At 63.1% G+C, this 12,499-nt stretch carries 11 protein-coding genes and 2 pseudogenes; all 13 read left to right on the top strand.

Annotated elements, in window-relative coordinates; translation table 11 throughout:
- Positions 1-17: 17 nt before the first annotated feature.
- Positions 18-2,159 (top strand): annotated as a pseudogene (rpoC, locus tag CKO27_RS25120) (DNA-directed RNA polymerase subunit beta'); the annotation flags it as partial.
- A 237-nt stretch (positions 2,160-2,396) separates the two neighbouring features.
- Positions 2,397-4,556, top strand: a pseudogene (locus tag CKO27_RS25115) (DNA-directed RNA polymerase subunit beta'); the annotation flags it as partial.
- Positions 4,557-4,836: 280 nt separating this feature from the next.
- Positions 4,837-5,211: a 30S ribosomal protein S12 gene (gene rpsL / locus CKO27_RS01430; RefSeq protein WP_200373055.1), complete on the top strand. Its 375-nt coding sequence runs from the start codon at positions 4,837-4,839 to the stop codon at positions 5,209-5,211.
- A gap of 64 nt (positions 5,212-5,275) precedes the next feature.
- Positions 5,276-5,746, top strand: coding sequence for a 30S ribosomal protein S7 (gene rpsG / locus CKO27_RS01425; protein WP_200373053.1), 471 nt, complete (start codon positions 5,276-5,278; stop codon positions 5,744-5,746).
- A gap of 45 nt (positions 5,747-5,791) precedes the next feature.
- On the top strand, positions 5,792-7,888 hold the full coding sequence (fusA, locus tag CKO27_RS01420) for an elongation factor G (RefSeq protein ID WP_200373051.1): 2,097 nt from the start codon (positions 5,792-5,794) through the stop codon (positions 7,886-7,888).
- Positions 7,889-7,908: 20 nt separating this feature from the next.
- Entirely contained in the window at positions 7,909-9,099 is a 1,191-nt protein-coding gene (gene tuf, locus CKO27_RS01415) for an elongation factor Tu (RefSeq protein ID WP_200373049.1), read from the top strand.
- 4 nt (positions 9,100-9,103) lie between these two features.
- Complete coding sequence (rpsJ, locus tag CKO27_RS01410; protein WP_200373047.1) at positions 9,104-9,415, top strand: 30S ribosomal protein S10; 312 nt, start codon at positions 9,104-9,106, stop codon at positions 9,413-9,415.
- A gap of 10 nt (positions 9,416-9,425) precedes the next feature.
- A complete protein-coding gene (rplC, locus tag CKO27_RS01405) occupies positions 9,426-10,076 on the top strand; it encodes a 50S ribosomal protein L3 (protein ID WP_200373045.1) in 651 nt (216 codons plus the stop codon).
- A gap of 6 nt (positions 10,077-10,082) precedes the next feature.
- A complete protein-coding gene (rplD, locus tag CKO27_RS01400; RefSeq protein WP_200373043.1) occupies positions 10,083-10,694 on the top strand; it encodes a 50S ribosomal protein L4 in 612 nt (203 codons plus the stop codon).
- Positions 10,691-10,987, top strand: coding sequence for a 50S ribosomal protein L23 (gene rplW / locus CKO27_RS01395; RefSeq protein WP_200373042.1), 297 nt, complete (start codon positions 10,691-10,693; stop codon positions 10,985-10,987). The genes rplD and rplW overlap by 4 nt, the downstream gene beginning before the upstream one ends.
- Before the next feature lie 32 nt (positions 10,988-11,019).
- Positions 11,020-11,847 carry a 50S ribosomal protein L2 gene (gene rplB / locus CKO27_RS01390; RefSeq protein WP_200373040.1) on the top strand — a complete coding sequence of 276 codons (828 nt, stop codon included), beginning with the start codon at positions 11,020-11,022 and terminating at the stop codon, positions 11,845-11,847.
- A 19-nt stretch (positions 11,848-11,866) separates the two neighbouring features.
- Positions 11,867-12,145: a 30S ribosomal protein S19 gene (gene rpsS, locus CKO27_RS01385; protein WP_200373037.1), complete on the top strand. Its 279-nt coding sequence runs from the start codon at positions 11,867-11,869 to the stop codon at positions 12,143-12,145.
- Positions 12,146-12,158: 13 nt separating this feature from the next.
- Positions 12,159-12,491: a 50S ribosomal protein L22 gene (rplV, locus tag CKO27_RS01380; RefSeq protein ID WP_200373035.1), complete on the top strand. Its 333-nt coding sequence runs from the start codon at positions 12,159-12,161 to the stop codon at positions 12,489-12,491.
- The last annotated feature ends 8 nt before the right edge of the window (positions 12,492-12,499 follow it).

The following is a 12,499-nucleotide window of genomic DNA, read 5'->3' as shown; positions in this document are numbered from 1 at the left end:
GGCAGGAGACTAAGATCTTGAAAGATCTATTGAAAATCATCAAGCAACAGGGCCAGGCACTCGAATTCGACGCGATCAAGATCGGACTTGCCTCCCCCGAGATGATCCGTTCCTGGTCCTATGGCGAGGTCAAGAAGCCCGAGACCATCAACTACCGCACCTTCAAACCGGAGCGCGACGGTCTCTTCTGCGCCAAGATCTTCGGTCCCATCACCGACTACGAGTGCATCTGCGGCAAGTACAAGCGGCTCAAGCATCGCGGCGTGGTGTGCGAGAAGTGCGGCGTCGAGGTGACGCTGGCCAAGGTTCGGCGCGAGCGCATGGGTCATATTGACCTGGCCAGCCCGGTGGCCCACATCTGGTTCCTCAAGTCGCTGCCCTCGCGCATCGGTCTCCTGCTCGACATGACCCTGCGCGACATCGAGCGCATTCTTTACTTTGAGTCCTTCGTCGTCATCGATCCGGGCCTGGTCCAGGAGCTGGAGCGCGGCCAGTTACTCAACGACGAGCAGTATCTGGACGCATTGGAGGCCAATGGCGACGAGTTCGACGCGCGCATGGGCGCCGAGGCCGTCTACGAGTTGCTGCGCACCATCGACATGGCCGCCGAGATCCGGCGCATGCGCGAGGAGATCGAAGGCACCAACTCCGAGACCAAGATCAAGAAGCTTTCCAAGCGGCTCAAGCTCATGGAGTCCCTGCTCGCGTCCGGCAACCGGCCCGAGTGGATGATCCTCACCGTTCTGCCGGTGCTGCCGCCGGAGCTGCGTCCGCTGGTCCCGCTCGACGGCGGGCGCTTCGCGACCTCGGACCTGAACGATCTCTATCGGCGCGTCATCAACCGCAACAACCGTCTCAAGCGGCTGCTGGATCTGGTCGCGCCCGACATCATCGTGCGCAACGAGAAGCGCATGCTTCAGGAGTCGGTCGACGCCCTGCTCGACAACGGTCGCCGCGGCCGCGCCATCACCGGCACCAACAAGCGCCCGCTCAAGTCGCTCGCCGACATGATCAAGGGCAAGCAGGGGCGCTTCCGTCAGAACCTGCTCGGCAAGCGTGTCGACTACTCGGGCCGTTCGGTCATCGTGGTCGGCCCGACCCTCAAGCTGCACCAGTGCGGCCTGCCCAAGCGCATGGCGCTCGAACTTTTCAAGCCCTTCATCTTCAGCAAGCTGCAACTGCGCGGCCTGGCGGCGACCATCAAGGCCGCCAAGAAGATGGTCGAGCGCGGCACCCCGGAGGTTTGGGACATCCTCGAAGAGGTCATCCGCGAGCATCCGGTCATGCTCAACCGCGCGCCGACCCTGCATCGTCTCGGCATCCAGGCGTTCGAGCCGGTGCTGATCGAGGGCAAGGCGATCCAGCTTCACCCACTGGTCTGTACCGCCTTCAACGCCGACTTCGACGGCGACCAGATGGCGGTCCATGTGCCGCTCTCGCTGGAGGCCCAGTTGGAGGCGCGAGCCCTCATGATGGCCTCCAACAACATTCTCTCGCCGGCCAACGGCGAGCCCATCATCGTGCCCTCGCAGGACGTGGTGCTGGGGCTCTATTACATGACCCGCGAGCGGGTCAAGGCGAGGGGCGAGGGCGGTCTCTTCTCCGATATCGACGAGGCGCGCCGCGCCTACGAAACCGGCCATGCCGACCTGCACGCCCGTTGCCGGGTGCGCATCCGCGAGGTCATCAAGGGCGCGGACGGTGAGTGTCGCGAAGTGACCAGCATCAAGGAGACGACGGTGGGTCGCGCCCTGGTATTCGCGATCGTGCCGGATGGTTTGCCCTTCGAGCTGGTTGATCGCGCGCTGGGCAAGAAGCAGATCTCGCTCCTGATCAACACCTGTTATCGCCGTCTGGGGCTGAAGGATACGGTCGTCTTCGCCGACCAGGTCATGTATCTGGGCTTCCGCATGGCGACCCGCGCGGGCGTCTCGATCGGGTTGGACGACATGGAGGTGCCGCGCGACGAGCACGACGCCAAGATGGACAAGGGCTCACTGCTTGCGGCCGCCGAGGCGGAGGTCAAGGAGATCCAGGAGCAGTATGCCTCGGGTCTGGTGACCAACGGCGAACGCTACAACAAGGTGGTCGACATCTGGTCCCGCACCAATGACCAGGTCGCCAAGGCGATGATGAGCAAGCTCGGTAGCGAGAAGGCCCAGGCCAATCCCTCCTTCGAGGCGCAGCGTCTGGTCTCCGAGTATCGCCAGGTCGTGCTCAATGTCGTGCCGGAGGAGGATCGTCCGGCGCTGCGTCGGCGCTTCAGCGACTGGCAGGGCGAGGTCAAGCTGGCGAGCGACAGGTACGATCGGGGTGAGCTGGCGCTCGCCGATTTTGGGGTGGTCCTGGACGAGCTGAGCACGCGCTACCGTCCCGATGTGACCGGTCGCGTCGATCCCGAACGGATCAAGACGCCCGACGCCAGGGAGCGCATGGCCAGCAGCCTCAAGGATTCGAAGGTGCGTGTCTCCACCGAGCGCAAACAGGACTCCTTCAACTCCATCTATATGATGGCCAACTCCGGCGCGCGCGGTTCCGCCCAGCAGATCCGTCAGCTCGCCGGTATGCGCGGTCTCATGGCCAAGCCGGACGGCTCCATCATCGAGACGCCGATCACCGCGAATTTCCGCGAGGGTCTGAACGTCATTCAGTACTTCATCTCGACCCACGGCGCTCGCAAGGGTCTCGCCGACACGGCGCTCAAAACCGCCAACTCGGGGTATCTGACCCGCCGGCTGGTCGACGTCGCGCAGGACATGGTGGTGCTCGAGCCCGATTGCGGGACCGAGAACGGTCTGCTCATGGCACCGATCATCGAGGGCGGCGACGTGGTCGAGCCGCTGCGCGAGCGAATCCTGGGGCGTGTCGCCGCGGTGGACGTCTACCGGCCGGGCGCCGATAACCCGGAGCTGGTCTGCCCGGCCGGCACCCTGCTCGACGAGGCCTGGGTCGATCGCTTCGAGGAGGTCGGTATCGACCAGGTGCGCGTGCGTTCGCCCATTACCTGCGAGTCCCGCTTGGGCGTCTGCGCCCAGTGCTATGGTCGTGACCTGGCGCGTGGACATCGAGTCAACATGGGCGAGGCGGTCGGCGTCATCGCCGCCCAGTCGATCGGCGAGCCGGGGACCCAGCTCACCATGCGGACCTTCCACATCGGTGGCGCCGCCTCGCGGGCCGCGGCCGTCAACAGCATCGAGATCAAGAATCTCGGCTCGGCCCGACTGCACAACATCAAGACCGTCCGGCATCACTCGGGCAATCTGGTGGCGGTCTCGCGTTCGGGCGAATTGACCGTCGTCGACGACCGCGGCATGGAGAAGGAGCGCTACAAGGTTCCCTACGGCGCGACCCTGCGGGTCGCCGATGGCGACAACGTCAAGCCGGGCGACGTGGTCGCGAGCTGGGATCCGCACACCCATCCGGTGGTCACCGAGGTGGCCGGTAAGCTGGAGTTCGAGGACTTCATCGAGGGCGTGACGGTCCAGGGGCAGGTCGACGACGTGACCGGCCTGACCTCGCTGGTGGTCATCGATCCCAAGCAGCGTCCCTCCGTGGGCAAGGATCTGCGGCCGATGGTCAAGCTGCTCGACGAGAACGGCAACGAGCTGAACATCGCGGGCACCGATCTCCCGGCCCGCTATGCCCTGTCCTCGGGCGCCATCGTCAGCGTCGCCAATGGCGCCAACGTCGGGGTCGGCGACATCCTGGCGCGTATCCCGCAGGAGTCCAGTAAGACGCGCGACATCACCGGCGGTCTGCCGCGGGTGGCCGACCTCTTCGAGGCGCGCAAGCCGAAGGAGCCGGCCCTGCTCGCCGAGGCCAGCGGTACCATCGGTTTCGGCAAGGACACCAAGGGCAAGCAGCGTCTCATCATCACCATGGACGACGGCGAGACGGTCGAGGAACTGATTCCCAAGTGGCGTCACGTCAACGTGTTCGAGGGCGAGCGCGTGGAGCGCGGCGAGGTCATCGCCGATGGCGAGCTGGCCTCGCACGACATCCTGCGTCTGAAGGGGGTGACGGCGCTGGCCGAGTATCTGGTCAAGGAGATCCAGGACGTCTACCGGCTGCAGGGCGTGAAGATCAACGACAAGCACATCGAGGTCATCGTGCGCCAGATGCTGCGCAAGGTCGAGGTCACCGCGACTGGCGATACCCGGCTGCTGCGCGGCGAGCAGGTGGAGCATGCCCATCTGCTCGACGAGAACAAGCGCGTCATGGCCGAGGGTAAGCAGCCGGCGCTCCATGAACCCCTGCTGCTGGGTATCACCAAGGCGTCGCTGGCGACCGAATCCTTCATCTCGGCCGCCTCCTTCCAGGAGACCACGCGCGTTCTGACGGAGGCCGCCGTGCGCGGATCCACCGATCGCCTGGCCGGACTCAAGGAAAACGTCATCGTGGGTCGCCTCATCCCGGCCGGTACGGGGTTGGCGTATCATCAGGCGCGTCGACTCCAGCGGTCGATGGACTTGCAGGTCGGGAGCAAGGTCGAGATGGCGACCGAGGATCTCGAGGAGGCGCTGAAGAAGGCGCTCAATACCTCGGACGCGCAATGAGGCGCGGCTGTGGTAGGGGCATGTCCGTGAGAAGTCAACGGGGGTGGTTGACAGAATAGACCCCCCTCCCTATACTGCTCTGTCTCAGCTAGCCGGCGATCCGCCGGCTAGTTTCATTTTTATCCGGTTCCCTGGTCTGGGCAAGCCCGCCTGGTCCCCGAGCAGACGTTCGCGTTCATGCGTGCAGGCTGGCGAGGTCGTTTTCGCTGGCTGGTTGCGTACAGGCGTCGTTTGACTCCAAGAGTTCATGGCGCGAGGGCGCCGCTGGAGATTCATCGCAATGGCAACGATCAACCAACTCGTCCGGAAGCCTCGTAAGCGGAACCTGGCGAAATCCAATGTGCCCGCCCTCGAGGCCTGCCCGCAGCGTCGCGGTGTCTGTACGCGCGTCTATACCACCACGCCGAAGAAGCCGAACTCGGCGCTTCGCAAGGTGGCTCGCGTGCGTCTGACCAATGGGTTCGAGGTGGCCTCCTACATCGGTGGCGAGGGACACAACCTTCAGGAACACTCCGTGGTGCTGATTCGCGGCGGACGTGTCAAGGACTTGCCTGGTGTGCGTTACCACACCGTGCGCGGCACGCTGGACACCTCGGGTGTCGAGAAGCGGCGCCAGGGTCGTTCCAAGTACGGCGCCAAGCGCCCAAAGAAATAGTCGCGCGCTGAACGATTGCCCGCCGCGAGCCAGTTCAACGACTAAGGTCGGAGCCTTATAGATTATGCCGAGAAGACGCGTTGCCGCCCGTCGTCAGATCCTTCCGGATCCCAAGCACGGAAGTGAGTTGTTGACCAAGTTCATCAACATGATGATGGAAGATGGTAAGAAATCCGTGGCTGAGCGGATCATCTACAAGGCCCTGGATCAGGTCGCCGAAAAGAAAAACAGTCGGCCGATCGAGCTGCTTGAGCAGGCGATGGAGAACGTGCGGCCCATGGTCGAGGTCAAGTCCCGTCGAGTCGGCGGCGCGACCTATCAGGTTCCGGTCGAGGTGAGGCCGACCCGTCGCAATTCGCTGGCCATGCGTTGGCTCATCGATGCCGCGCGCAAGCGTTCGGAAAAATCGATGGCGCAGCGTCTCGCGGGCGAGCTGATGGACGCGGCGGATTCTCGCGGCTCGGCCGTCAAGAAGAAAGAAGATACGCACCGCATGGCGGAGGCCAATAAAGCCTTTTCGCATTACCGCTGGTAGCGTTTGTTTTAGAGTTCTTTAGGATTCATCAGGGCGGATTCAGTCGTGGCACGTAGCACACCCATTGAGCGGTATCGCAACCTTGGCATCATGGCGCATATTGATGCGGGGAAGACCACTACCACGGAGCGCATCCTGTTCTATACGGGTGTCTCGCACAAGATCGGCGAAGTGCACGACGGCGCCGCCACCATGGATTGGATGGAGCAGGAACAAGAGCGCGGAATCACCATCACTTCCGCGGCGACCACCTGCTTCTGGAAAGGCATGGGTCGGGATCGCCCCGAGCATCGCATCAATATCATCGACACCCCCGGGCACGTCGACTTCACCATTGAGGTCGAGCGTTCGCTGCGGGTGCTCGACGGCGCCTGCGCGGTTTTCTGCGCGGTCGGCGGCGTCGAGCCTCAGTCCGAGACCGTTTGGCGTCAGGCCGATAAATACGGTGTCCCTCGCATTGCGTTCGTCAACAAGATGGACCGCATGGGTGCGAATTTCTTTCGTGTCGTGCAGCAGGTCAAGGATCGTCTCGGCGGCAATGCCGTTCCGATTCAGGTTCCGATCGGCGCCGAGGAAGACTTCAAGGGCGTCATCGACCTGGTCCGGATGCAGGCGGTCTACTGGGACGAGGCTTCGCGCGGCATGGAATTCGAGCTGCGGGATATCCCGGAAGAGCTCGCCGACGTCTGCGCGGAATGGCGCGAGAAGATGGTGGAGGCGGCGGCCGAGGCCAGCGAAGAGCTGATGGAGAAGTACCTCGAGGGTCAGGCGCTGACCGAGGAGGAGATCAAGGCCGGTCTGCGCGCTCGCACCCTCAAGAGCGAGATCGTTCCCATGATGTGTGGCTCCGCCTTCAAGAACAAGGGCGTGCAGGCCATGCTGGACGCCGCGCTGGATTACATGCCGTCCCCGCTGGACGTGCCGGCGATCCGGGGCATCCTGGATGACAAGGACGAGACCGAGGCGGAGCGCCAGGCGTCGGACGAGGAGCCCTTCGCGGCGCTCGCGTTCAAGATCGCCACCGATCCCTTCGTGGGTACCCTGACGTTCTTCCGGGTCTACTCGGGCGTTCTCAAGTCCGGTGACACCCTCTACAACCCGGTGAAATGCCGCAAGGAGCGCATCGGGCGCATCCTGCAGATGCACGCCAACGAGCGCCAGGAAATCAAGGAAGTCCACGCTGGCGATATCGCCGCCGCCGTTGGCCTGAAGGATGTCACCACGGGTGACACACTCTGCGCGCTGAACAACATCATCACGCTGGAGCGGATGGAGTTTCCCGAGCCGGTCATCTCGGTGGCGGTCGAACCCAAGACCAAGAGCGACCAAGAGAAGATGGGCATCGCCCTGTCGAAGCTCGCCCAGGAGGATCCCTCCTTCCGCGTGCATACCGACGAAGAGTCCGGGCAGACCATCATTTCGGGCATGGGCGAGCTGCATCTGGAGATCATCGTCGACCGCATGCGGCGCGAGTTCAAGGTCGAGGCCAATGTCGGCGCGCCGCAGGTCAGCTACCGCGAGACCATTCGCTCGACCGTGCAGCAGGAGACCAAGTTCGCCCGCCAGTCCGGTGGTCGCGGTCAGTACGGTCATGTCTACATCAAGGTCGAGCCGCAGGAAGCGGGCGGTGGTTACGAGTTCGTCAACGGGATCGTCGGTGGTACCGTGCCTAAGGAGTACATCCCGGCGGTTGACAAGGGCATTCAGGAGGCCATGAAAAACGGCATCCTGGCCGGTTTTCCGATGGTGGATATCAAGGTCACGCTCTACGACGGCTCCTACCACGAGGTCGACTCGAGCGAAATGGCGTTCAAGATCGCCGGTTCCATGGCGATCAAGGAGGCGGCGGCCAAGGCCAAGCCGGTCTTGCTGGAGCCCATCATGAAGGTCGAGGTCGTGACGCCCGAGGTGAACATGGGCGATGTCATGGGCGACCTGAACAGCCGACGCGGCATGATCCATGGGATGGAGGATGCGCCCTCGGGCAAGATCATCCGTGCCGAGGTTCCGCTGTCGGAGATGTTCGGTTACTCGACCGATCTGCGCTCTGCGACCCAGGGTCGCGCGACCTACAGCATGGAATTCAGCAAGTACAACGAGGTGCCCGCCAGCATTGCCGACGCGGTCTCCAAGAAACAGTAATGAATCAAGGGTAGAGCGGGATGTCCAAAGAAAAGTTCCAACGTAGCAAGCCACACGTCAACGTCGGCACGATTGGCCACGTCGACCACGGCAAGACCACGCTGACGGCGGCGATCACCACGCATCAGGCGAAGAAGTTTGGTGGGGTAGCGCGGGCGTACGACCAGATCGACAACGCCCCCGAGGAGCGCGAGCGCGGCATCACCATCGCCACCGCGCACGTCGAGTACGAGTCCACCAAGCGTCACTACGCCCACGTCGACTGCCCTGGACACGCCGACTACGTCAAGAACATGATCACCGGCGCGGCGCAGATGGACGGAGCCATTTTGGTGGTATCCGCCGCCGACGGCCCGATGCCCCAGACCCGCGAGCACATCCTGCTCTCGCGTCAGGTCGGCGTGCCCTACATCGTCGTCTATCTGAACAAGGCCGACATGGTCGACGACGCCGAGCTGCTCGAACTGGTCGAGATGGAAGTGCGCGAGTTGCTCTCCAGCTACGACTTCCCGGGCGACGACACCCCGATCGTCACCGGCTCGGCCAAGGTCGCGCTGGAAGGTGTCGACTCCGAGATCGGCACCCAGTCGATCGACCGCCTGATGGACGCCATCGACAGCTACATCCCCGAGCCGGTTCGGGCCATCGACGGCGCCTTCCTGATGCCGATCGAGGACGTGTTCTCGATCTCCGGGCGTGGCACCGTGGTCACGGGTCGCGTCGAGCGCGGCATCGTCAAGGTCGGCGAGGAAGTCGCCATCATCGGGATCAAGGACACGGTCAAGACGATCTGCACCGGCGTCGAGATGTTCCGCAAGCTGCTCGATCAGGGTCAGGCGGGCGACAACATCGGCGCGCTGCTGCGCGGCACCAAGCGCGAGGACGTCGAGCGTGGTCAGGTGCTGGCCAAGCCCGGCTCGATCACCCCGCACACCCATTTCGAGGCCGAGGTATACGTGCTGAGCAAGGAAGAGGGCGGACGACACACCCCCTTCTTCAACGGCTACCGTCCCCAGTTTTATTTTCGCACCACCGACGTCACGGGCGCCTGCGAGCTGCCCGAGGGCATCGAGATGGTCATGCCGGGCGATAATGTGAAGATGACGATCAAGCTGATCGCGCCGATCGCCATGGAAGAGGGTCTGCGGTTCGCGGTGCGCGAAGGCGGCCGGACCGTGGGCGCGGGTGTGGTCTCCAAGGTTATCGAGTAAGGATATGGCGAATCAGAGAATCCGAATCCGACTGAAGGCGTTCGATCACCGTTTGATCGATCAGTCCGCGCGTGAAATCGTCGACACCGCCAAGCGCACCGGCGCTCAGGTGCGTGGGCCGGTGCCGCTGCCTTCCAAGAAAGAGCGCTTCACGGTGCTGATCTCGCCGCACGTCAACAAGGATGCGCGCGACCAGTATGAGCTGCGGACCCATAAGCGCCTGATGGATATCGTCGACCCGACGGATAAGACGGTCGATGCACTGATGAAATTGGATCTGGCCGCCGGCGTCGACGTGCAGATCAAGCTGAGCTGAGGACGAAACCATGTCGATCGGAGTTATCGGGCGCAAGGCCGGCATGACCCGTCTCTTCACCGAAGAGGGGGAAAGCATCCCAGTCACGGTCATCGAGGTGCCGCCGAACCGTGTCAGTCAGGTCAAGTCGACCGAAACCGACGGTTACCGCGCCATTCAGGTCGCCTTTGGCGAGCGGCGCGCTTCTCGCGTGACCAAGCCGATGGCGGGTCATTACGCCAAGGCGGGTGTCGAGGCGGGTGAAGTGCTGAGGGAATTTCGACTGGAAGGCGACGAAGGCGCCGATATGGAGGTCGGGCAGGAGATCTCGGTCTCCATTTTCGAGCCAGGCCAGAAAGTGGATGTGCGTGGCGTGACCAAGGGTCGCGGCTTCTCGGGCGTCATTCGCCGATATCATTTCGCCGGCCAGGACCGGACGCATGGCAACTCGCTCTCGCACCGCGCGCCGGGTTCGATCGGTCAGAACCAGACCCCGGGTCGTGTGTGGAAGGGCAAGAAGATGGCAGGTCACCTCGGTGCCGCCAATCGTTGCCAGCAGAACCTAGAGGTAGTGCGGGTCGATACCGACCGTAACCTGCTGTTGATCCGTGGCGGCGTGCCGGGACCGACCGGTGGGCGACTGATCGTGCTGCCTTCCGTGAAGCAGAAGAACAAGGGCTGAGCACTCATGGAGATCGCCATTCGAAACCACACTGGCGCGTCCAGTGTGCAGGTTTCCGACGCCGTCTTCGGCGTGGAATACAAACCAGGCCTGGTGCACCAGGTCGTGACGGCTTATCTGGCGGGCGGTCGCGCCGGCACCAAGGCGCAGAAAAATCGCGCGGCGGTTTCCGGTGGCGGTGCGAAGCCGTGGCGCCAGAAGGGGACCGGCCGCGCGCGCGCCGGTTCTTCCCGGAGCCCGATCTGGCGCTCGGGTGGCGTGACCTTCGCGGCGCAGCCTCGCGATTACAGTCAAAAGGTCAACCGCAAGATGTATCGCGGCGCGGTGCGCTCGATCCTCTCCGAGCTGGTCCGCACGGAGCGTCTGATCGTGGTTCCGGAGCTGGCGCTCGAGGCGGCCAAGACCAAGGCCCTGATCGCCCTGCTGAAGTCCCACGAGTTGACCGAGGCGCTCATTCTTACCGATGGGTTGGATGAGACGCTGTATCTGGCGGCCCGTAATTTGCCGAAGGTCGACGTCCTGTCGGCCCAGGAAGTCGATCCGGTGAGCTTGATCGCCTTCGACTCGATCCTCGCGACAGAGGCGGCGGTCAAGAAGCTGGAGGAGCGATTGGCATGAACAATGAGCGTCTGATGAAGGTGCTGCTGGCGCCCATCATCTCCGAGAAGACCTCGCGTCTGGCGGAGTCCGCTAATCAGGTCGCGTTTCGAGTCCTGACGGATGCCAACAAGCTTGAGGTCGCGCGGGCCGTTGAGTTGATGTTCGAGGTCAAGGTCGATAGCGTCCGGATCCTCAATGTCAAGGGCAAGCAAAAACGCTTCGGGCAGCGCCTGGGTAAGCGGCAAGACTGGCGCAAGGCCTATGTGCGTTTGCAGGCCGGTCAAGATATCGACTTCGGCGGCGCCGCTTGATCGCGGCGGCGGACAGCAACGGATAGACCAAGATGCCAATCGTAAAAACTAAACCGACGTCCGCTGGCCGGCGCTTCGTCGTCAAGGTGCAGACGCCTGAGTTGCACAAGGGCGAACCCTACGCCCCCTTGATCGAGAAGAAGACCAAGCACGGTGGACGCAACAATCAAGGCCGAATCTCCGTTCGTCATCAGGGCGGCGGTCATAAGCAGCGTTACCGTATCATCGACTTCAAGCGCAACAAGGACGGCGTGCCGGCGACCGTGGAGCGTCTGGAATACGACCCTAACCGTTCGGCTCATCTGGCGTTACTGAAATATGCCGATGGCGAGCGCGCCTATATCATCGCCCCCAAGGGCCTTCATGCCGGTGATAAGGTACAGGCTGGCGAGGCTTCGCCCATTTCGGTGGGTAACTGCATGCCGCTGCGCAATATCCCGGTGGGCACCCAGGTGCACTGCATCGAGATGCGTCCCGGCAAGGGCGCGCAGATGGCACGCGCGGCCGGCGCCTCGGCGCAGTTGATCGCGCGCGATGTCGGCACCGCGACCCTGCGCCTGCGCTCCGGCGAGATGCGCAAGGTTCACGTCGACTGCCGCGCCGTGATCGGCGAGGTCGGCAACAACGAACACAGTCTGCGCAAACTCGGCAAGGCCGGCGCCACCCGCTGGCGCGGCGTGCGTCCGACGGTCCGCGGCGTGGTCATGAACCCCGTGGATCACCCGCACGGCGGTGGCGAGGGTCGTACCTCGGGCGGCCGTCATCCTGTCACCCCTTGGGGCGTGCCGACCAAGGGCCATAAGACGCGCAAGAACAAGCGTACCGACAGCATGATCGTGCGTCGTCGCGGTCGCAAGTAAACCAGTCGAGGTTGAGCCAGTGCCACGTTCGATTAGAAAAGGACCCTTTATAGACCTCCACCTCATCAAAAAGGTGGAAGAGGCGGTCGCCCAAAACAGCAAGCGCCCGATCAAGACCTGGTCACGCCGCTCCATGGTGTTTCCGGAGATGGTTGGTCTGACCATCGCGGTCCATAACGGGCGTCAGCATGTGCCGGTGCTCGTCAATGAAAATATGATCGGCCATAAGCTGGGCGAGTTCGCTATGACCCGCACCTATCGTGGGCACGCGGCCGATCGCAAGGCGAAGAAGCGCTAGTCGGAGATCGAGGATGCAAGCCGTAGCAACACTCAAGTATGCCCGGATCTCGGCCCAAAAGGCACGACTGGTCGCGGATCTGATTCGGGGTCGGCATGTCGAGGAGGCCCTTAACACGCTCGCCTTCAGTACCAAGAAAGGTGCTGGGCTGATCAAGAAAGTCCTGGAGTCCGCCATCGCCAACGCCGAGCACAACCAGGGTGCGGATATCGACGAATTGAAGGTCGCGGCCATTCAGGTGAACGAGGGTCCGACCATGAAGCGGATTCGTCCTCGCGCCAAGGGTCGCGCCAACCGCATCATGAAACGCACCAGTCACATCATGCTGACTGTGGCCGAAGCCTAGGGGATCCA

Origin of the sequence: Thiocystis violacea, assembly GCF_016583575.1 — a bacterium.
Lineage (GTDB): Bacteria > Pseudomonadota > Gammaproteobacteria > Chromatiales > Chromatiaceae > Thiocystis > Thiocystis violacea.
Note: the sequence above shows the minus strand (reverse complement) of the source record. Positions and strands in the feature narration are given on the sequence as shown.

What these genes read in the sequence shown, in the direction of transcription:
- rpsG (WP_200373053.1), top strand. Translation starts at nt 5,276, where the DNA reads ATGCCGAGAAGACGCGTTGCCGCCCGTCGTCAGATCCTTCCGGATCCC.
- rplB (WP_200373040.1), top strand. Translation starts at nt 11,020, where the DNA reads ATGCCAATCGTAAAAACTAAACCGACGTCCGCTGGCCGGCGCTTCGTC.
- rplD (WP_200373043.1), top strand. Translation starts at nt 10,083, where the DNA reads ATGGAGATCGCCATTCGAAACCACACTGGCGCGTCCAGTGTGCAGGTT.
- rpsL (WP_200373055.1), top strand. Translation starts at nt 4,837, where the DNA reads ATGGCAACGATCAACCAACTCGTCCGGAAGCCTCGTAAGCGGAACCTG.
- rpsJ (WP_200373047.1), top strand. Translation starts at nt 9,104, where the DNA reads ATGGCGAATCAGAGAATCCGAATCCGACTGAAGGCGTTCGATCACCGT.
- rplW (WP_200373042.1), top strand. Translation starts at nt 10,691, where the DNA reads ATGAACAATGAGCGTCTGATGAAGGTGCTGCTGGCGCCCATCATCTCC.
- rplV (WP_200373035.1), top strand. Translation starts at nt 12,159, where the DNA reads ATGCAAGCCGTAGCAACACTCAAGTATGCCCGGATCTCGGCCCAAAAG.
- rplC (WP_200373045.1), top strand. Translation starts at nt 9,426, where the DNA reads ATGTCGATCGGAGTTATCGGGCGCAAGGCCGGCATGACCCGTCTCTTC.
- tuf (WP_200373049.1), top strand. Translation starts at nt 7,909, where the DNA reads ATGTCCAAAGAAAAGTTCCAACGTAGCAAGCCACACGTCAACGTCGGC.